Origin of the sequence: Bradyrhizobium genosp. A (assembly GCF_049949275.1) — a bacterium.
Classification (GTDB): Bacteria; Pseudomonadota; Alphaproteobacteria; order Rhizobiales; family Xanthobacteraceae; genus Bradyrhizobium.
On record NZ_CP188196.1, the window covers coordinates 2,655,079 to 2,675,078 of the forward strand.

Sequence of the window (20,000 nt, forward strand, 5' to 3'; positions counted from 1 at the left end):
CATCTCCAGGAATGGAGGGCGGGCGTACAGTTTGGTCAAAGAGAATGCACTGGAGGCTTCCGATGACATACGCGACCGTGATGGTCAGCCTCGCGCTGGATCAGCCCAACTATGCGCGCCTTGAGGTCGCGGGCGAGCTTGCCGAACGATTCGAGGCCGCACTCGTCGGGGTCGCCGCAGCGAAGTTCGCCCCGCCGCTTTATTTCACCGATGGTGCCGAGGCCCAGCGCCTGATCGATCAGGAGGAGGCCTCCGTCAAGAGGTGCCTTGCCGATCTGGAGGCGGAATTCCGCGCCGCAACCAGAACCCGCGGGGGGCGCGCGGAATGGCGCAGTGCCACCGATTTTCCCGCACGCTTCGTCCTGGCACAGGCGCGCTGCGCCGATATTGTCGTCAGCGGCGGGCAGAGCCCAGCCTTTTCCGATGCCTTTTCGCTGGTAAGCCCCAAGGATCTGGTGATGCAGGCCGGCCGACCGTTGCTGGTCGTGCCCGACCGGATCAACTGGCTCAATCTGCGCAGCGTGCTGGTGGCCTGGAAGGACACGCCCGAGGCGCGCCGCGCGGTGGCCGACGCGCTGCCGATGCTGCGCAAGGCGAAGGATGTCGCCATCGTCGAGATTCCGGAAGCGGGCGACGACCGTGCGGCCGTGATGGCGCGCGTCAGCGACGTCGCCGCCTGGCTCGCGCGCCATGGCGTCACCGCGACGGCGCGCGTGCCGGAAGCCACGGGCAGTGAGCCCGCCGCCGTGCAGTTGGAAAGGATTGCCGACGATGTTGCCGCCGGTCTCATTGTCGCCGGCGCTTACGGTCATTCCCGCTTCCGCGAGCTGATCCTCGGTGGCGTCACGGAGTATCTGGTCACTCAATCCGTCCGCTGCGTGCTGCTGTCGCACTGACGGCTGGCTGGAAGCGAATCGAGGAGAACGCGCCATGTACAAGTTCCTTGAGCAGACCGTCGAAGGCTACATGACGCGCAACGTCAGGACGGTGCAGCGCGACCACAATCTGCTCGCGCTCAGCGAGATGTTCGAGCAGGACGACTTCAACTCCTATCCAGTCGAGGACGACGGCCAGGTCGTCGGCATCGTCACCAAATTCGACATCCTGAAATGCTTTGCCTTCACGCCGAGCCAGATGCTGCCGCGCTATCACGAGCTGATGAGCCGCAAGGTCGGCGACGTCATGACGCCGGAGTTCATCTATGTCAGCCCCGACACGCGGCTGACGCGCGTGCTCCAGATCATGGTCGAGCATCGCATCCGGAGCATCATCGTGCTCGACGGCGCGCAAAAGCTGGTCGGAATCATCGCGCGCGAGGACGTCATCGCGGCGTTGAAGGCGACCGCGAGCGACTGACGAATCTTCCTTGAATTCTGTGTTTCCAGCCTCCGTGATATCACGGAGGCGGCGACGCTTTGCGGGGTTGGCACTGCATCCGAGCGATTGATATCGCTTGCAGATCGGCGGCATCCTCACATTAACAGAAATCCATCTGTCTTGATTTCAATCAATTCCCCGCGAGGGTGAATGTGGTTTCTGGCAGCGTGTTCTTTCAGAGAGAATCCGCGATGCCCCAGCCCTCGATCTCCAAAACCATGACAACAGGCGAAAGCGGCCTGGCGGTCATCTTCGCGGTCACAGCCTTCCTGTGCTTGATCGCCTCGGCCAAGGCGCTTGATGCGCCGTTCGCCTTCCACGCCGGGCTGAGCGCGGCGGCGAGCCTGGCCGCGGTGTTCTTCATCATCAACCGCTACTACGACCGCCCGGCGGCGCTGCCGCTCGCGGAGATCAATGGTCGCCCCAACTACAACATGGGCCCGATCAAGTTCACCGCCGTCATGGCGATGTTCTGGGGCATCGCGGGCTTCCTGGTCGGGCTCATCATCGCCTCGCAGCTGGCCTGGCCCGCGCTGAACTTCGATCTGCCCTGGATTCAGTTCGGCCGGCTGCGGCCGCTGCATACCTCCGCGGTGATCTTCGCCTTCGGCGGTAACGTTCTGATCGCGACGTCCTTCTATGTCGTGCAGAAGTCCTGCCGCGCGCGGCTTGCCGGCGATCTCGCGCCCTGGTTCGTCGTGCTCGGCTACAATTATTTCATCCTCATCGCCGGCACCGGCTATCTGCTCGGCGTCACGCAGTCGAAGGAATATGCCGAGCCGGAATGGTACGCCGACCTCTGGCTGACCATCGTCTGGGTCACCTATCTGCTGGTCTTCCTCGGCACCATCATCAAGCGCAAGGAACCGCACATCTTCGTCGCGAACTGGTTCTATCTCGCCTTCATCGTGACGATCGCGGTTCTGCATCTCGGCAACAACCCCGCGCTGCCGGTGTCGTTCTTCGGCTCGAAATCCTACATCGCCTGGGGCGGCATCCAGGATGCCATGTTCCAGTGGTGGTACGGCCACAACGCGGTCGGCTTCTTCCTGACCGCCGGCTTCCTTGCCATCATGTATTACTTCATCCCGAAGCGGGCGGAGCGGCCGATCTATTCCTACCGGCTCTCGATCATCCATTTCTGGGCGCTGATCTTCCTCTATATCTGGGCCGGGCCGCACCATCTGCACTACACAGCGCTGCCGGATTGGACGCAGACGCTCGGCATGACCTTCTCGATCATGCTGTGGATGCCCTCCTGGGGCGGCATGATCAACGGCCTGATGACGCTGTCGGGCGCCTGGGACAAGCTGCGCACCGATCCCGTGCTGCGCATGCTGGTCGTCTCGGTCGCCTTCTACGGCATGTCGACCTTCGAGGGGCCGATGATGTCGATCAAGGTGGTCAACTCGCTCAGCCACTACACCGACTGGACCATCGGCCACGTGCATTCCGGTGCGCTCGGCTGGGTCGGCTTCGTCTCCTTCGGCGCGCTGTACTGCCTGGTGCCGTGGGTCTGGAATCGCAAGGGCCTCTACAGCCTGAAGCTCGTCAACTGGCACTTCTGGATCGCCACCCTCGGCATCGTTCTCTACATCTCGGCGATGTGGGTGTCCGGCATCCTCCAGGGTCTGATGTGGCGCGCCTACACCTCGCTCGGCTTCCTCGAATATTCCTTCATCGAGACCGTCGAGGCGATGCATCCCTTCTATGTCATTCGCGCCGCCGGCGGTGCGCTGTTCCTGATCGGCGCGCTGATCATGGCCTTCAACCTCTGGATGACCGTTCGCGTCGGCGAGCAGGAAGTCCAGATGCCCGTCGCTCTTCAGCCGGCGGAATGAGGAGTTTTCCATGTCGTTCTGGACACGCCACCAAGTCTTCGAAAAGAACTCGATCATCCTGGTCGTCGGCATCTTGCTGGTGATCGCGATTGGCGGTCTCGTCGAGATCACGCCGCTGTTCTACCTCAAGAGCACGATCGAAGTAGTCGACGGCGTCAGGCCCTACACGCCGCTGGAGCTCGCCGGGCGCAACATCTATGTCCGCGAAGGCTGCTATCTCTGTCATTCACAGATGATCCGGCCCTTGCGCGACGAGGTCGAGCGTTACGGCCACTTCTCGCTCGCCGCCGAGAGCATGTTCGACCATCCGTTCCAGTGGGGCTCGAAGCGCACCGGTCCTGACCTTGCCCGCGTCGGCGCAAAGTATTCCGACGACTGGCACGTCACCCATCTGACCAACCCGCGCGCAATCGTGCCGCAATCTGTGATGCCGGGCTATCCGTTCCTGGCTCGGACGGAAGTCGATCCGGAGACGATCGGCGACCACATGCGCACGCTGCGGACCGTCGGCGTTCCCTACACCGACGATCAGATCGCCAACGCGGCCGCCGACATGAAGGCCCAGGCCGATCCGGACAATGCCGGCACCGATGCCTTCACCAAGCGCTATGCCAAGGCCGTCGTGCGCAATTTCGACGGCAAGACCGGAACGCCGACCGAGATGGACGCGCTGATCGCGTACCTCCAGATGCTCGGCACGCTGGTCGACTTCAAGCTCTACAACGAGAAAGCCAATCTTCGCTGAGAAGGCATCACCGATGAAAGCCATCCTGACACTCGACAATCTCGCATCTGATCTCGTGACCACGATCTGGACGCCGGTCTTCGTCGCGATCTTTCTCGCGATCATCGCCTACGCATTTTGGCCCCGCAACAAGGCTGAGTTCGACGATGCAGCCAGCCTGCCGCTGCGGGAGGAGTGAGAGATCATGACCACCGACCATCAAAGCGAAATCGATTCCGTCACCGGCAGGGCCACCACCGGACACGAATGGGACGGCATCAAGGAGCTCAACACGCCGCTGCCGCGCTGGTGGGTGATTACGTTCTATCTCACCATCGTCTGGGCGATCGGCTATTGGATCGTCTATCCGGCCTGGCCGCTGATCTCGAACAACACCCGCGGCGTGATGGGCTACTCCTCGCGTGCCGACGTCGCGGTCGAGCTTGCCAATCTCGACAAGATCCGCGGTGACAAGATGGCGGCGCTGGGCGCGGCCTCGCTCGCCGACATCGAGAAGGACCCGGCCTTGCTGGCGCTCGCCCGCGCCAAGGGCAAGACCGTGTTCGGCGACAATTGTGCGCCGTGCCACGGCTCCGGCGCTGCCGGCGCCAAGGGCTTTCCGAACCTGAACGACGATGACTGGCTGTGGGGCGGCACGCTCGACCAGATCATGCAGACCATCCAGTTCGGCGCACGCTCCGGCCACGCCAAGACCCATGAAGGCCAGATGCTCGCCTTCGGCAAGGACGGCGTGCTGAAGTCGGACGAGATCGTCACGGTCGCCAACTATGTGCGCTCGCTGTCCGGCCTCTCGACCCGCAAGGGCTATGATGCCGCCAAGGGCGAGAAGATATTTGCGGACAATTGCGTCGCCTGCCATGGCGACGGCGGCAAGGGCAACCAGGAGCTCGGCGCGCCCAATTTGACCGACAAGATCTGGCTCTATGGCTCGGACGAGGCGGTCCTGATCGAGACCATCAGCAATGGCCGCGCCGGCGTCATGCCGGCCTGGGAAGGGCGGCTCGATCCGTCCACCATCAAGGCGATGGCGGTCTACGTCCACTCGCTGGGCGGTGGCAAGTAGCCGAATGTTAGCAAGGCGGGGGCGAACAAAACTGCCCCCGCTTGAGCTGGATCAATCGACGCCACGGCGTCGGGTCTAGGTTTAATCGCACCTTTTCGAGAACAACCAGCGCGATGAACAAAACCGTGAACCCGAACGAGCTCACATCGGACGACGAGTACGGGCCGCTCTACGCAGCCCGCAAGAAGGTTTACCCCCAGAGCGTCTTCGGCACCTTCCGCCGGATCAAATGGGGCCTGATGGCGTTCTGCCTCGGCGTCTACTACTTCCTGCCGTTCGTGCGCTGGAATCGCGGTCTTGGTGCCCCCAGCCAGGCGGTGCTGATCGATCTTCCCAACAGCCGCTTCTATTTCTTTTTCATCGAGCTGTGGCCGCAGGAGGTCTATTACTTCACGGGTCTGCTGATCGTCGCCGCGGTGGCGCTGTTCCTGATGAACTCGGTCGGTGGCCGGATCTGGTGCGGCTATCTCTGCCCGCAGACGGTCTGGACCGATTTGTTCTATGCCGTCGAGCGTCTGGTCGAGGGTGACCGGCGCGAGCGGATGAAGAAGGACAAATCGTCCGATCCGATGAAGCTGGAGCGCATCTCCGAGATCGTGCTCAAGCATTCGATTTGGCTCTTGATCGCGTGGTGGACCGGCGGCGCCTGGGTGCTCTATTTCAACGACGCGCCGACGCTGGTGAAGGAGCTCGTCACCTTCCAGGCGCCAATGATCGCCTATATCTGGATCGGCATCCTCACCGCGACGACCTATGTGCTCGCCGGCTACATGCGCGAGCAGGTCTGCACCTATATGTGTCCGTGGCCGCGCATCCAGGCCGCGCTCACCGACGAATGGGCGCTCAACGTCACCTACCGCTACGATCGCGGCGAGAAGCGCACCTCGGTCAAGAAGGCCGCCGAGCTGCGCGCGCTCGGCGAGCACGTCGGCGATTGCGTCGACTGCTATCAATGCGTCGCGGTCTGCCCGACCGGCATCGACATCCGCAACGGGCCGCAGCTCGAATGCATCCAGTGCGGGCTCTGCATCGACGCCTGCGACAACGTCATGACCAAGATCGGCCGGCCGAAGCGGCTGATCGGCTATGACAACGACATCAACATCCAGCGCCGCCAGGACGGCAAGGCGCCGATCTATCGCATCGTCCGCGCCCGCACCGTCGCCTACAGCGCGATCATCGCCGCCGTCGGCGGCATCATGCTCTACGTGCTGGCGACGCGCAGCCTGCTCGACGTCAACGTGCTGCACGATCGCAATCCCGTCGCCGTGAAGCTCAGCGACGGTTCGATCCGCAATGCCTATACGGTGCGGCTGCTCAACAAGAGCGGCTACGACCGCGTCGTCGCGATCGATGCGGACGGCCCGGTCAATCTGACCACCCATGTCGTCGGCGTCGATTCCGTGACGCCTGATAGGCCGATGATCGTGATCCCGCGCGATAGCACCAGCGAGCTGCGCCTGCTCGTCACAGCGCCGGCCGACAGCAATCCGGAGAAGTCGATCCCCGTGCGCTTCCACGTCACCGATATCGGGCTCGGCGAGGTCGCCACCACCACCGACAATTTCGTCGCGCCGTAAGTTCAGGAGACTGAAATGGCCACCAAGCCGCTGACCGGAACCAAAGTGTTCCTGATACTGGTCGCCTTTTTCGGAATCGTGATCGGTGTCAACGTCACCATGATGAAACTCGCGATCGCGACGCTGCCCGGTACCGACGTCGACAGCCCTTATGCCGCGGGCCTTGCCTATGACCGCGAGATCTCGGCGGCGCAGGACCAGACCGCGCGCAAATGGCAGGTCAGTGCGCATATCGAGCGGCGCGCCGACGGCAATGCCGTGCTTCAGGTCGAGGCGCGCGACGCGGCGGGCCAGCCGGTGACCGGATTGAAATTCGGCGGCCGCCTGGAGCGGCCGACCGACAAGCGCGCCGACCTCGCGGTCGAGCTTGCGGAGGCCGGCATCGGCATCTATCGCGGCAATGCCGCGTCCGTCGCGCCGGGCCAGTGGGATCTGGTGATCGAGGGCGACGCCAAGGGCGAGCGCGTGTTCCTGTCGCGCAACCGCGTGATCCTGAACTGAGGTCTCGCCATGCAGGTGACGCGCGATCTCTCTCACTACGTCCGCACCGCGGGCGCGGGCGTGCAGCATATCGATCTCGCGGTCGAGGGCGTCCACTGCGCCGGCTGCATGGCCAAGATCGAGCGCGGGCTGTCGGCGATCCCTGATGTCACATTGGCGCGGGTGAACCTCACCGATCGGCGCGTCGCACTGGAATGGAAAGAAGGCACGCTCGATCCTGGCCGATTCATCGATCGCCTCGAGGAGCTCGGCTACAAGGCCTATCCTTACGAGACCGAGAGCGCGGAAGCGACCGAGGTCGCGGAATCGCGCTTCCTGCTGCGCTGCCTCGGCGTCGCCGCGTTTGCCACCATGAACGTGATGATGCTGTCGATCCCGGTGTGGTCAGGCAACGTCTCGGACATGCTGCCCGAGCAGCGCGACTTCTTCCACTGGCTGTCGGCGCTGATCGCGCTGCCGGCGGCGGCCTATGCCGGCCAGCCGTTCTTCCGCTCGGCCTGGCGGGCGTTGTCGAACAAGACCACCAACATGGACGTGCCGATCTCGATCGGCGTGTGTCTCGCACTCGGCATGTCCGTGGTCGAGACCATCCATCACGCCGACCACGCCTATTTCGACGCGGCGATCATGCTGCTGACGTTCCTGCTGGTCGGCCGCGTCCTCGACCAGAACATGCGGCGGCGGACCCGCGCGGTCGCTGGCAATCTCGCCGCGCTGAAGGCGGAGACCGCAGCAAAATTCGTCGGGCCTGATGAAATCTCGCAGGTGCCGGTCGCCGCGATCCATCCCGGCGACATCGTGCTGCTGCGGCCCGGCGAGCGCTGCGCCGTGGACGGCACCGTGATCGAGGGGCGTTCGGAGATCGACCAGAGCCTGATCACCGGTGAGACGCTCTATGTCACGGCGGAGCAGGGTACGCCGGTCTATGCGGGCTCGATGAACATCTCCGGCACCTTGCGGGTGCGGGTCTCGGCCGCGTCGGAAGCAACGCTGCTCGCCGAGATCACACGGCTGCTCGACAACGCCCTGCAGGCCCGCTCGCGTTACATGCGGCTCGCCGACCGGGCCTCGCGGCTCTATGCACCGGTGGTGCATGCGACCGCGCTCATCACGATTCTGGGCTGGGTCATTGCGGGTGCCAGCTGGCATGATGCGATCGTCACCGGCGTTGCCGTACTCATTATCACCTGTCCCTGCGCGCTCGGGCTTGCGATTCCGACGGTGCAGACGGTGGCCTCGGGTGCGATGTTCAAGGCCGGCGTGCTGCTCAATTCCGGCGATGCGATCGAGCGTCTCGCCGAAGCCGACCACGTCATCTTCGACAAGACGGGCACGCTGACGCTGCCCGATCTCGACGTGACGAACGCGGCCGATATCCCCGCCGGCATTTTCGAGCTTGCCGGGCGCCTGGCACTGTCGAGCCACCATCCCGTCGCCGCCGCTGTCGCGCAGGCTGCTGGCGCAAAGTCGCCGATCGTCGGCGCTGCTGAAGAGGCCGGGCAGGGCGTTCGCGCGACGGTTGAGGGCGTCGAGATCCGTCTCGGCCGTCCGTCGTTCTGCGGTGCCGAGGCGTTGGTCATCGGTGCCGACCTCGATCCGGAAGCCTCCGTCGTGGCCTTCAGCAAGGGCGACGAAAAGTTTATCCTGTCGGTACGTCAGGGCCTGCGCCCGGACGCGCAAGCCGTGATCGCGGCGCTGAAGGCGCGCAACATCGGCATCGAGATTCTTTCCGGCGATCGTGAGCCCGCGGTGATCGCGGCGGCTCACGCACTTGGCATCGCCGAATGGCGCGCCGGTGTCACGCCGACCGACAAGATCGCGCGGATCGAGGAGTTGAAGCAGCGCGGGGTAAAGGTGCTGATGGTCGGCGACGGCATGAACGATGCGCCGTCGCTCGCGGCGGCCCATGTCTCGATGTCGCCGATCTCGGCCGCGCATCTCAGCCAGGCCACCGCCGATCTCGTCTTCCTCGGCCGGCCGTTGGCCCCGGTCGTAGCCGCCATCGATTCCGCCCGCATGGCGCTGCATCTGATGCGGCAAAACCTCTGGCTTGCGATCGGCTACAATGTGCTGGCCGTGCCGGTCGCGATCAGCGGCGTCGTGACGCCGCTGATCGCGGCCGCCGCCATGAGCGGATCCTCGATCCTGGTGATGCTGAATTCACTGCGGGCCCGGAGCCGCGCGCGGGAGGTTGTGTGATGGAGATCCTGGTCTTCCTGGTGCCGCTGGCGCTGATGCTCGGTCTTGCCGGTCTCGCCGCCTTCCTGTGGTCGCTCCGCAGCGGCCAATATGACGATCTCGACGGCGCCGCCTGGCGGGCGATCGCCGACGATGATCCGCCGCCGCATGACGCGCCGACCAAACGCTAGCGCTTCAGGCTAAAGGTGAGCACGGCGGCCACCGCGAGGGCTGCGCCAACACCGGCGACGCAGGCGTGCCAGCCGAAATTGTCGAACAGGCGGCCGAGCACGGCGGTGCCGACGAGCCCGCCGCAGAAATAGCACGCCAGATAAGTCCCGCTCGCAATACCGCGGTTGTCGGTGGCCGCCTGTCCGACGAAGCCCGTCGCTGCGGCCTGCGCGAAAAAAGTCCCGACACCGACCAGAACCATGCCGGTGAGGACTTCGCCGAGATGCGGCGCCAGCATCAACGGCAGGCCCAGTCCGGCGACAGCTAGCGAGCCCCAGATCGTCGGCCGCGTTCCCAGGCGCGCCGCCACCTTGCCCGCCAGCAGGGTCGTGATGACCGACGGCAGGAAGACGAAATAGACGAGACCAAGGTCCATCATGCCGAGCGACAGCGGCGGCCGGACCAGCACGAAATTGACGAAGGTGAAGGTGCCGATGAAGGCGAACAGGATGCAGGAGCCGACACCGAAGGCGGCGCGCAGCCGCGGATTACGCCAATGCGCGATGGTTGCGGCGAGCGGCGATCCCGCGGGCATCATTGCATACATCGGCTGCACGCGCTGGATGGTGAAATAGACTAGCACCGCACCGGCCAGATTGAGGCATGCGAAGAAATAGAAGTTCCAGGCCAGCCCAAGACTGTCGGCGACCGCTGCCGACATCAGCCGGCCGACGAGGTTGCTCGCGACATTTCCGGTGATGTAGGCAGCAAAGGCGCCGCCGGCATCCATCGCGCTGCACTGCTCGCCGAGATAGGCGAGCGTGAGCGCGAAGGCGGACGCCATGCACAGGCCTTGCGCGACCCGCAAGGCGGTAAAGACGGTAAGGTTTGGCGCCGACGCCAGCAGGCTCGTGGGGATCGCAAGAAGCATCAGACTAATCAGGATGCCGGTCCGCCGGTTGATGTGCGGGCTGAAGAAGCCGACGACGAGGCTAGCTACCGCCATGCCGAAGGTAGAGGCATTGACGGCAAAGCCCATCGCTCCGGGTGTAACGCCATAGTGGCGCGACAGCGAGGGCAGGATCGCCTGCGTCGCAAAGAGGTCGACGACGGTCAGGAACGCGGTCAATCCGATCACGAGCGAACGAAACGCGAGGCCGGGTGAATGCGCGTCCATCATCGTCGCGGCCGGTTTGATGGGGGCAGAGAGATCGGTCATGGCATGGCCTCGCCTGAATGTGGCGCCCGGCATGCCGGGCAGCATGGGGCTTCCGGGCGCCACACCCGGCAACGCCTGCGCCGGGATCGAGCGCAAGCGTTACATGTTGTGGTCGTTCGGATCCTTGCGGACGTCGCCGACATAGAGAATCACCGTCTCCTTGCCGAGGTTCTTCCACCAATGCGAGGTGCCGAACACCTCCGGACGGATGTCGCCGGCCTTGTGCACGATCGGATCGACGCAGTTGGAGGCGTATTCGACGATTTCGCCCTGCTGCACGAAGATCAGCGCCGGGCGGTCGTCATGGCTGTGCCAGGGTACGATGCCGCCGGGCTCGATGGTGAGCTTGCGGAAGCGCAGCTCGCGGCCCTCGATATGGGCCGGCTGCTTACCGAGGTCGATCGCGCCCAGCGTCGTGTCGGTGACGCCAACCGGCTTGTAGTCGACCATCTGATGCGCGTTCGGCTTCATCTTGTCGGCCGGGCATTCGCCCGCGAACACCGGCTGTGCCGAGAATGTCAGTGCGCCGATCGTGGCGAGGCCCGGCCAGATCAGTCGCGGCAGTATGGGATGCTTGGACATGGGACGTCTCCTCTGTTGGCCACAACCTCGCTGGTCGCGGGCTATGGCAGGAGCATCTGCGAGACGGCGCCTGCTCTGAAATGCCGTTTCGCTTTCGGTGCGATAGCGCTGCGCTATGGCGGCGCGATGCGCGGCGGCTATCGAACCGATTGGGGATCGGCATTTCCGTCTGCCCAGGGGCGGGCATTGGATAGCCGTCACCCCCTTGCACAAGGGGCGGAACACAAAAATAATGCGACCCCCGATGCCGGAGCCGGAGATGACATCACTTTCGCCAGCCGATGCCGAACGTCTCAGGCTCGCTTTCCAGCGCTGCCGCGACATGGAAGGGACCCTGAACGAGCAGCTGCACGCCTATGCCGACGCCAGCCGCGAGGTTTTTCCAGCCTATGGCGAGGCGGTCGATCGCCTGGTAGCGCGCTTGAACGGGAATGGTGGCGGCGAGACCTCGCCGCGCCCGGGCGATGCGATGCTGCCGTTCATGCTGCCGGATGAAAGCGGACGCCTCGTTGCGTTGCCCACGCTAGTGGAGCAGGGCCCGGTCGCCGTGATGTTCTTCCGCGGGCACTGGTGTCCCTATTGCCGCCTCAACATGCGGGCGGTGGCCCAGGCCGATGCGCAGATCAGAGCGATGGGTGCGCAGGTCGTCGCGATCATGCCTGAAACCCGGCAATTCACCGAACACCTGAAGGCCGAGTCGCACGCGCCGTTTCCGATCCTGACCGATCTCGACAATGGCTATGCGTTGTCGCTCAACCTTGCGATTTGGCTCGGCACCGAGATCCAGCAATTGCTGTCCTATCAGGACATGGCGAAGTTTCACGGCAATGACGGCTGGATGCTCCCGATCCCGGCCGTGTTCGTGGTCGGCCGCGACGGCATCGTCAGGGCCCGCTTTGTCGATCCTGATTTCCGCAAGCGCATGGAGATCGACGATCTGCTCGCGGCACTGGAGAGCGCGAGCCGGGAACGCTGAATGGTGGGCTGCGGGTTCAGCCCGTAATCTCTCGCCAATCCGCACCGCGCAGCATGCGCATGACAGCATTGGCGACCGCTGTGCGTTGCCGGCCCGCCACGCCGTAGAGGCTGACGGTGCGGTGCGCGTCGAGGCCTGCGACCGAAGTGCGCCTCAGGCTCTCCGGTACCGGCGAGGTACGCGGCATCATGGCGACGCCGATATCGGCTTCCACCAGCTCGATCAGGTCGCGCTCGCTCGAAATCTCGTGGCCGTGCTCGAGATCGACGCCGTACTCGCGCAGGCTTGCCGAGATACGCCGGGAATGCTCGCAATAGCTGCGGCCGAGCAATTGCTCCGCGCGCAGATCGTCCGCCACGATCGTATCGTGGCCGGCAAGGCGGTGGTGTCGGCTGACGACGAGATCGAACGTCTCCGTGAACAGAGGCCAGGTGTCGAGCCGGTCCCAGGCCTCGTCGATCTCGGCGGCGATGCCGAGCTCGGCCTCGCCCTTCTTCAGGAATTCGCCGACCTCGCGGCTGGTCCCGCGCAGGAAGCGGAGTTCGAGCCGGTTGAACTGCCGCCTGATCTCGTTGAGGTGTGGAATGAGCAACGACAGGTCGATCGAATGCGTCAACGCGATGCGCAGCGCACCGACCTCGCCGCTCCTGAACGAGGAGGCCAGGGAGCGTGCGCCGCTCGCAGCGTCATAGCACTGCTTGAGCAGCGGATGCATGCGCTGGCCGAGCTCGGTCAGTTGCGCAGCAGGTCGTTCGCGGCGGAACAGGTCGCCGCCGAGTTCGGCCTCTAGCTGCTTGATAGCACGCGTCAGCGATGGCTGCGTCACATTGCATTCCTCGGCGGCGCGCGTGAAATTCAAGAGCTGCGCCACTGCGAGAAAATAGCGGACCTGGTGCATTTCCATGGATCAGCTCCCGGCAGGATTGGCCCGAAATCTAGCCGATCGGAGCCGGAAATGACATCCCGCCCGCGATAGCTCGGACGTATGGACTTGGAAGCCAGCCGGCATTTCAAAAGGTCCCGCGATCTCGTAAAACGATCAGGCGTAACAATACCACCGCGTTCGACGAATATTGGACCAGAGCGGGCTCACCAGGAGCGAACCATGAACGGTATGCAAGGCAACTCGCTGGGCAACGGTGCTGACCTTCCGGGTCAAGTCGTCCTCGTGCTTCAGGGCGGCGGCGCGCTCGGCTCGTACCAGGCCGGCGTCTACCAGGCGCTGCACGAGGCTGGCATCGAGCCGGACTGGGTGATCGGCACCTCGATCGGCGCCATCAATGCAAGCCTCATTGCAGGCAACGCGCCGGAGCACCGGCTCGCGCGTTTGAGGGAATTCTGGAAACGGATGGAGCAGAAACCGGTCTGGGGTCCGGGCAGCATCTTTCCCGGCTTCAACGAGAAGCTGGCCTATTGGTCGACCGTCACCCACGGCGTTGCCGGCTTCTTCCGGCCCAATCCGCTGGCACATGTCAGCGAGACCTACCCGCTCGGCGCCGATCACGCCGGATTCTATTCAACTGCGCCGCTGGAGGAAACCCTGCGCGAGCTGGTCGATTTCGACCTGGCCAATCGCTGCGCGCCGCGACTGACGGTCGGGGCGGCTCATGTCGGCACCAGCCAGATGCGCTATTTCGACAGCCGCGACGGCGAGCTGACGGTGAAGCACGTGATGGCTTCGGGCGCGTTGCCGCCTGCCTTCCCGGCGGTGCGCATCGATGGCGACCTCTATTGGGACGGCGGGATCCTGTCGAACACGCCGACGGAAGCCGTGTTCGACGACAATCCGCGCAGGGACTCTCTGATCTTCTCCGTGCATCTGTGGAATCCCATCGGCGGCGAGCCGACGACGATGGCGGAGGTGATGAACCGTCACAAGGACGTACAGTATTCGAGCCGGATCGCCAGCCAGATCGTCCGCCAGCAGCAGGCCCATCGCCTGCGCCACGTCATCAACCAGCTTGCGGCGCGGTTGCCTGAGAGCGACCGCAATGATCCCGCGGTGAGGGAGCTGATCGGCTACGGCTGCTCGACCCGCATGCATGTGGTGCGGCTGTTGGCGCCGCAGCTCGAGCGCGAGACCCATACCAAGGACATCGACTTCAGCCCGTCGGGGATCACGCGGCGTTGGAATGCGGGCTACGCCCACACGAGGTCCGTGCTCGCGCGAAAGCCGTGGGTCGGCGAGTTCGATCCGTTGTCCGGCGTAGTACTGCACGAGCACATGGACGAGATGCCGCTGGCGGCGGAATAGCGCCGCAAGCCGCCGCTCGCTTCATGGAATTGCCACAGGTCTTGCGGATCGTCGGCACCGGTCCGCAGTCGAAAGGCTCTGCAAGTGGTGTCCGGCAACGATCTGGAATTGGCCCTCGATCAGGTCCGCGCTCGCGCCGCGGGACCTGTCCCCGGCGTGTTTGGCCCTGACACGGTGACCTGGCGGCTCGACCAGGAGGCCGTCATCTTTCTCGGCGCCGGCCGCGCGCTGTTGCTGCAACTGGCTCACCCCTGGGTCGCCGCCGCCATCGCCGAGCATTCCAAGACCCTTGCCGATCCGATCGGCCGCTTCCATCGCACTTTCGACATCGTCTTTGCCATGGTGTTCGGCTCGCTCGACCGGGCCATGCTGTCGTCGCGGCAGCTGCACCGGCGTCACAGCATGATCGTCGGCGAGATGCCGGAGACGGTTGGTCCCTTCGCGGCCGGCTCGCGCTATTGCGCCAACGATATCCCGTCGCTGCGCTGGGTTCACGCGACGCTGGTCGAGACCGCGCTGATGGCGCACGATCTGGTTCTGCCGCCGCTCGCAGTGGAGGAGCGCGAGCGCTACTGGACCGAGAGCCGGACGTTTGGCGCCTTGTTCGGTCTGACGGGCGATGATCTGCCGGCGGACTGGTCCGGCTTCGCGGCTTACACTGCAGCGATGGCGCAGTCGGACACGCTGACCGTCAGCCCGGCAGCACGCGAGATCGCCGCGCAGATTTTTGGCGGTGCGCGTCCGTGGCTGCGACCGCCGCGATGGTATCGCGCGCTCACGGCAAGCCTGCTGCCGGAGCGGCTGCGCGCAGGCTTTGGGTTTGAGCTTGATGCACGTGACAAGAGGTCGGCCGAGAATGCGCTGCGATGGATCAAGCGGGTCTATCCGAAACTGCCCGACCGGCTGCGTTACGTCGGCCCCTATCAGGAAGGACAGGCGCGGCTCCGAGGGGAGCTGCACCCTGACTGGATGACCCGCTGCCTCAACCGCGCCTGGATCGGCCGGCCTCAGATGGACATGCGCGGGAAGTAGCGTTGCTCACACAGCCGCCAGCTTCCGATACAGCGCGCTGTAGCTGCCGGCCGAGATGCTCCAGGAGAACGACCGGCCCATGGCGCTGCGACGCATGCTGTCGAGCTGGTCCTGGGCCATGAAGGCGGAGAAGGCGCGGCGGACGCCGCCGAGGAAAGACTCGTGCGAGGGTCTTGAGAACAGGAAGCCGGTCTCGCCGTCGGTGATGGTTTCGGCCAGCCCGCCGGTCTGGTGGCCGATCGGCAGCGAGCCGAAGCGCTGGGCGTACATCTGGCTGAGGCCGCACGGCTCGAACCGCGACGGCATCAATGTAAAGTCACTGCCGGCAAAGATGCGCCGCGCCTGGGCGTCGTTGAAGCCGATGGTGACGCCGATGGCGTCGGGCCGGCGGCGATGGGCGTCGATCAGCGCCTGCTCGAGCGCCGGCTCGCCGGAGCCGGTGACAACGATCTGCCCGCCGGCGTCGACGATCTCGTCGGCCGCCGACAGCACGAGGTCGATGCCCTTCTGGTGCACGAGGCGCGCGACGATCGCGAACATCGGCCCGCGCGAGACCGCGAGGCCAAACTGTTTGCGCACATAATCCGCATTGGCCTTCTTGCCGACCCAGTCGCCGGCGCCGAATTGCTGCGCGAGCTGGGCGCAGGAGCGCGGGTCCCAGCTCTCGTCGATGCCGTTGAGGATACCGGTGAGCTCGGACGCATCCGAGCGGACGCGCAACAGGCCTTCGAGGCCGCAGCCGAATTCCTCCGTCGTGATCTCCCGCGCATAGGTGCCGCTGACGGTGGTGAGGTGCGAGGCGTAGACGAGGCCTGCCTTGAGAAAGGAGAGCTGGTCGTAGAATTCGACGCCGTCGATGTGGAAGGAGCTTTCGGGGACGCCAATTCGCCGCAGCGACTCCTTTGGGAAGAGACCCTGATAGGCGAGGTTGTGGATAGTCAGGATCGACGGCAGCTTGGCGCCGCGCCACGCGAGGTAGGCCGGCACGAGCGAAGCCGGCCAGTCATTGGCATGGACCAGGTCTGCTGCCCAATTCTTGTCCAGCTTGCCCATGGCAAGCTCAGCGGCCGCCGAGGCAAAGCGCGCGAAGCGGATGTCGTTGTCGGGCCAGTCGCGCCCGGACTCATCGCCATATGGATTGCCGGGCCGGTCGTAGAGTTGTGAGCACAACAGCACGTAAACCGGCAGGCCGTCCTTGGTCGCGGCCCGACCGAGCGAGCAGGCCGGCATTTCCGCAAATGCCGGGCAGCGGCCAACAACCTGAATATGCGTCAGTTGCTCGATGATGTCGCGATAGCCGGGCAGCATGATCCGGATATCGGCGAAGGGGCGCAGGGCTCTCGGGAGGGCGGCGGAAACGGCGCCAAGTCCGCCAACGCGGACAAAATCGTCCATCTCTGTGGTAACGAACAAGACCCTCAAGAACGATTGCCCTCTTCCGATCCCGATTGCTGCTATGCAAGATCGGGTCCAGTTACCCCTGGAAATCGCAGCCTGCCCACGAGATGCGTTCGTTCGGTAAAGACTTTCCTAGTCAGCTGCCGCCCTCTAGGGTCGGCGCACCAACAAGACAGAACAACGATAGTTCCTTGAGGACGGGCCGGGGATGCAGCTACCAGATAAGCACGAAGACACGAAGACAAAGGCCTTCGCCGGCCTGCGCGTCCTGGATTTTTCCACCACCATTGCCGGCCCCCATTGCGCGCGGATCCTCGCCGACATGGGCGCCGAGGTCATCAAGATCGAGACCGACGGCGGCGAGACGATGCGGACGCGGCCGCCGCTGCGCAAGGGCTGCAGCACCGTGTTCGGCCAGCTCAATGTCGGCAAGAAGAGCGTCGTGCTCGACCTCAAATCCGAGGACGGCAGGGAGGCGGTCCGCCGGCTGGTCGTCACCGCCGACATCCTGGTCGAGAATTTTCGGCCCGGCGTGATGCGCCGGCTGCGGCTCGACTACGACAGCCTGTGCTCGGTCAATCCCAAGCTGATCTATTGCTCGATCTCGGGCTATGGCCAGACCGGTCCCTCGGCCGAGCTGCCGGCCTACGCGCCGGTGATCCACGCGGCTTCGGGTTATGATATGGCGCATCTCGCCTACCAGCCCGGTCGTAACCGTCCGGACTATTGCGGCATCTATCATGCCGATGTCGTCACCGGCACATATGGCTTCGGCGCGATCGCGTCTGCGCTTTACCAGCGCACGGTGACCGGGCTCGGCCAGCACATCGACGTCTCCATGCTGGAGTCGATGCTGACCTTGACGGTGATCGAGCTGCAAAGCTCGCAATTCGCGGTGACGCCGCCGCCGCGCCCGATGTTCGGCCCGACCGAGACGGCCAACGGCTATGTCATGATCACGGTGGCCAGCGAGAAGACGTTCCAGGCGTTGATGGGTGTGATCGGCCGGCCCGAATGGATCTCCGATCCGCGCTTTTCGACCTACGCCCCGCGGCGCGAGAACTGGGCCGACATGATGGACGGCGTCGAGGCCTGGTCGAAACCGCACACGACCGATGCATGCCTTGTGGATTTAAGCACAGCCGGCGTGCCGGCCTCGGCCTATCGCACCATCAAAGAGGCCCTGGCCGATCCGCAGCTCGCGCACCGGCAGGCGCTCTCGTCCGTGGAAGACGGAGGCGGCTCGTTTCAGGTGCTCAATCTGCCGTTCCGGATGACGGGCGCCGACACGACCCCGGGCGAGACGATCGCTGTCCTCGGCGAGCACACGGACGCGCTGCGCGACGAAATCGGCCTCGGCGACAAGGCGCCAATTCCGTCAGGCAAAACAGAAGCGACGGGCTGAGCCCGTCACGCCGCGCGCATGCGGCATCGAACCCCGTGTGTTCCTCTTGCCGTGGCGAGCATTTGTCGCCAATCTTGCCTCCAAGTCATTCACCGATCCGAAACATCGGACGAGGATCCCGGGAGGAACCATGACGAACATTGCTGCTGCGGCGTGCAAGCGCGCGCCGATTTTCCTGGTTGCGGCATTTGTGCTCCTTCCGCTGGCTACCCCAGTGCAGGCCCAGAAGGCAGGCGGCAGCATCACCGTCGGCCTAGAGCTCGATGTTCCCGGCTTCGATCCGCTGAAGGTTGGCGTGTACGACGCGGCTGCGCTCACCCCGGCGGCCGGCATCTTCGACACGTTGACCTATCTCGACGACAAGGGCGAGGCGCGGCCCAAGCTTGCGCTGTCCTGGACGCATTCGGACGACTTCAAGACCTGGACGTTCAAACTGCGCCCCGGCGTCAAGTTCCACGATGGGACGCCGTTCAACGCCGAGGCGTATAAGGCCAATTTCGACCGGCAGAAAGATCCCGCCAACAAGTGCCGGTGCGCATTCTACATTGCTGCCGTCAATAACGTTCAGGCGCCCGACGAGCTGACGGTCGTCTATAATCTCAACGATCCCTCCGTGAATTATCCGACGCTGGTGTCCTACCCCAACCAGAACGCCGCGGTGCATTCGCCGACCGCCTGGAAGACAAAAGGCGACGACTACAACCGGAACCCCGTCGGCACCGGGCCCTATATTCTGAAGTCATGGAGCGCCGGCGATCGCATGATCCTGGAGAGGAATCCCGACTATTGGGACAAGGACAAGATCTATCTCGATCGCATCATCCTGAAGCCGCTGCCCGACGCGCAGTCGCGCTTTGCAAGCCTGCAGTCGGGCGAAGCCGACCTCATCTGGGACGACGAATACGATCCTGACAACATTCAGAAGGCTCAGAAGGATCCGAAGCTGACCGTGCACAGCTACACGGGCTCGGGCGCTCAGGTCTACGCCTTCAATACGAAGACACCGCCGTTCGACGACGTCCGGGTGCGGCAGGCGCTGGTGATGGCGATCGACCGCAAGAAGATGTCACAGGCGATCACCAACGGGCTCGCCAAGCCTGCGACAAACCCGTACGGCGACGGCTCGTGGGTCAAGTGCAAGGATGACGGCGCGTTGCCGCTCGACATTGCAAAGGCCAAGGCCCTGATCAAGGAGTATGGCAAGCCGGTCGAGTTCAAGATGGTGGTCACGGCGACGCCGCGCGGCCGTATCATTGGCCAGGTGTTGCAGCAATTCTGGAAAAATGTCGGTGCCAGCATGGAGCTCGAGCAGGTCGATCAGGCGACCATTCCGCCACGTGCCTTCATGCGGCAATTCCAGCTCATCCCATGGCGCATCGTCGACCTCGCCGATCCCGATCCGCAGATGTTCGCCAACTTCCACACCGGCAGCCCGGTCGCGCTGGCAAATTACTCGAATCCGGAGCTGGACAAGCTCCTCGAGCGCGCGCGCGTGACCGCAGAGGTCGACAAGCGCATAGAGGATTATTGTGCGGCCACGCACGTGATCAACGGGGAAGCGATCTGGTTCTGGACCTTCCAGAACACGTATCTCGCGGTATCGAGCGCGAACATCAAAGGGCTGCCCAAGATGTATAGCGGGATGATCGACGTGTCCCGCGTCTGGAAGGAATAGCCT

At 64.3% G+C, this 20,000-nt stretch carries 19 protein-coding genes; 15 read left to right on the forward strand and 4 right to left on the reverse strand.

Translation table 11 applies throughout. From position 1 onward, the window contains the following. Nucleotides 1–62 precede the first annotated feature (62 nt). The 10 genes from ACP2YP_RS12330 (at nucleotide 63) to ccoS (ending at nucleotide 9,476) form a co-directional block, all read left to right on the forward strand. Nucleotides 63–896: a universal stress protein gene (locus ACP2YP_RS12330; RefSeq protein ID WP_426424421.1), complete on the forward strand. Its 834-nt coding sequence runs from the start codon at nucleotides 63–65 to the stop codon at nucleotides 894–896. Nucleotides 897–930: 34 nt separating this feature from the next. Then, nucleotides 931–1,356 (forward strand): CBS domain-containing protein, encoded by a 426-nt coding sequence (locus ACP2YP_RS12335; RefSeq protein WP_426424423.1) that lies wholly within the window; start codon nucleotides 931–933, stop codon nucleotides 1,354–1,356. Between the two features lie 212 nt (nucleotides 1,357–1,568). After that, entirely contained in the window at nucleotides 1,569–3,218 is a 1,650-nt protein-coding gene (gene ccoN, locus ACP2YP_RS12340) for a cytochrome-c oxidase, cbb3-type subunit I (protein WP_426424425.1), read from the forward strand. Between the two features lie 10 nt (nucleotides 3,219–3,228). After that, nucleotides 3,229–3,963: a cytochrome-c oxidase, cbb3-type subunit II gene (gene ccoO / locus ACP2YP_RS12345; RefSeq protein ID WP_426424427.1), complete on the forward strand. Its 735-nt coding sequence runs from the start codon at nucleotides 3,229–3,231 to the stop codon at nucleotides 3,961–3,963. Nucleotides 3,964–3,976: 13 nt separating this feature from the next. After that, nucleotides 3,977–4,141 carry a cbb3-type cytochrome oxidase subunit 3 gene (locus tag ACP2YP_RS12350; protein ID WP_426424429.1) on the forward strand — a complete coding sequence of 55 codons (165 nt, stop codon included), beginning with the start codon at nucleotides 3,977–3,979 and terminating at the stop codon, nucleotides 4,139–4,141. A 6-nt stretch (nucleotides 4,142–4,147) separates the two neighbouring features. Beyond that, entirely contained in the window at nucleotides 4,148–5,026 is an 879-nt protein-coding gene (gene ccoP, locus ACP2YP_RS12355; protein WP_426424430.1) for a cytochrome-c oxidase, cbb3-type subunit III, read from the forward strand. Between the two features lie 113 nt (nucleotides 5,027–5,139). Beyond that, on the forward strand, nucleotides 5,140–6,606 hold the full coding sequence (gene ccoG, locus ACP2YP_RS12360) for a cytochrome c oxidase accessory protein CcoG (RefSeq protein WP_426424431.1): 1,467 nt from the start codon (nucleotides 5,140–5,142) through the stop codon (nucleotides 6,604–6,606). A 15-nt stretch (nucleotides 6,607–6,621) separates the two neighbouring features. After that, the gene (locus ACP2YP_RS12365) at nucleotides 6,622–7,107 is read left to right on the forward strand and encodes a FixH family protein (protein WP_426424432.1); all 486 of its coding nucleotides are present in this window, start codon (nucleotides 6,622–6,624) and stop codon (nucleotides 7,105–7,107) included. A 9-nt stretch (nucleotides 7,108–7,116) separates the two neighbouring features. Then, nucleotides 7,117–9,306 (forward strand): cation-translocating P-type ATPase, encoded by a 2,190-nt coding sequence (locus ACP2YP_RS12370; protein ID WP_426424433.1) that lies wholly within the window; start codon nucleotides 7,117–7,119, stop codon nucleotides 9,304–9,306. Beyond that, nucleotides 9,306–9,476 carry a cbb3-type cytochrome oxidase assembly protein CcoS gene (ccoS, locus tag ACP2YP_RS12375; RefSeq protein ID WP_426424435.1) on the forward strand — a complete coding sequence of 57 codons (171 nt, stop codon included), beginning with the start codon at nucleotides 9,306–9,308 and terminating at the stop codon, nucleotides 9,474–9,476. The genes ACP2YP_RS12370 and ccoS overlap by 1 nt, the downstream gene beginning before the upstream one ends. Here the strand turns inward: ccoS and ACP2YP_RS12380 are convergent. Together ACP2YP_RS12380 and ACP2YP_RS12385 are read right to left on the reverse strand one after the other, a co-directional pair. Next, nucleotides 9,473–10,675 carry an MFS transporter gene (locus ACP2YP_RS12380; RefSeq protein ID WP_426424437.1) on the reverse strand — a complete coding sequence of 401 codons (1,203 nt, stop codon included), beginning with the start codon at nucleotides 10,673–10,675 and terminating at the stop codon, nucleotides 9,473–9,475. The genes ccoS and ACP2YP_RS12380 overlap by 4 nt on opposite strands. Nucleotides 10,676–10,774: 99 nt before the next feature. Continuing rightward, entirely contained in the window at nucleotides 10,775–11,257 is a 483-nt protein-coding gene (locus tag ACP2YP_RS12385) for a cupin domain-containing protein (protein WP_426424438.1), read from the reverse strand. 259 nt (nucleotides 11,258–11,516) lie between these two features. Between ACP2YP_RS12385 and ACP2YP_RS12390 the strand changes: the two genes are divergently transcribed. Further along, nucleotides 11,517–12,233, forward strand: coding sequence for a peroxiredoxin-like family protein (locus ACP2YP_RS12390; protein ID WP_426424439.1), 717 nt, complete (start codon nucleotides 11,517–11,519; stop codon nucleotides 12,231–12,233). A 16-nt stretch (nucleotides 12,234–12,249) separates the two neighbouring features. Here ACP2YP_RS12390 and ACP2YP_RS12395 read toward each other — a convergent pair whose 3' ends face one another. After that, the gene (locus ACP2YP_RS12395; RefSeq protein ID WP_426424441.1) at nucleotides 12,250–13,137 is read right to left on the reverse strand and encodes a LysR family transcriptional regulator; all 888 of its coding nucleotides are present in this window, start codon (nucleotides 13,135–13,137) and stop codon (nucleotides 12,250–12,252) included. A 201-nt stretch (nucleotides 13,138–13,338) separates the two neighbouring features. Between ACP2YP_RS12395 and ACP2YP_RS12400 the strand changes: the two genes are divergently transcribed. Further along, complete coding sequence (locus ACP2YP_RS12400) at nucleotides 13,339–14,487, forward strand: patatin-like phospholipase family protein (RefSeq protein WP_426424442.1); 1,149 nt, start codon at nucleotides 13,339–13,341, stop codon at nucleotides 14,485–14,487. 84 nt (nucleotides 14,488–14,571) lie between these two features. Further along, on the forward strand, nucleotides 14,572–15,519 hold the full coding sequence (locus ACP2YP_RS12405; RefSeq protein ID WP_426424443.1) for an oxygenase MpaB family protein: 948 nt from the start codon (nucleotides 14,572–14,574) through the stop codon (nucleotides 15,517–15,519). Nucleotides 15,520–15,525: 6 nt separating this feature from the next. On the opposite strand, the gene glgA is transcribed toward ACP2YP_RS12405, so the two are convergent. Then, nucleotides 15,526–16,941, reverse strand: coding sequence for a glycogen synthase GlgA (gene glgA / locus ACP2YP_RS12410; RefSeq protein ID WP_426424444.1), 1,416 nt, complete (start codon nucleotides 16,939–16,941; stop codon nucleotides 15,526–15,528). Between the two features lie 184 nt (nucleotides 16,942–17,125). Between glgA and ACP2YP_RS12415 the strand changes: the two genes are divergently transcribed. Together ACP2YP_RS12415 and ACP2YP_RS12420 are read left to right on the forward strand one after the other, a co-directional pair. Next, entirely contained in the window at nucleotides 17,126–18,322 is a 1,197-nt protein-coding gene (locus ACP2YP_RS12415; RefSeq protein WP_426424445.1) for a CaiB/BaiF CoA transferase family protein, read from the forward strand. Between the two features lie 130 nt (nucleotides 18,323–18,452). Next, the gene (locus ACP2YP_RS12420; RefSeq protein ID WP_426424446.1) at nucleotides 18,453–19,997 is read left to right on the forward strand and encodes an ABC transporter substrate-binding protein; all 1,545 of its coding nucleotides are present in this window, start codon (nucleotides 18,453–18,455) and stop codon (nucleotides 19,995–19,997) included. Nucleotides 19,998–20,000: the final 3 nt, after the last annotated feature.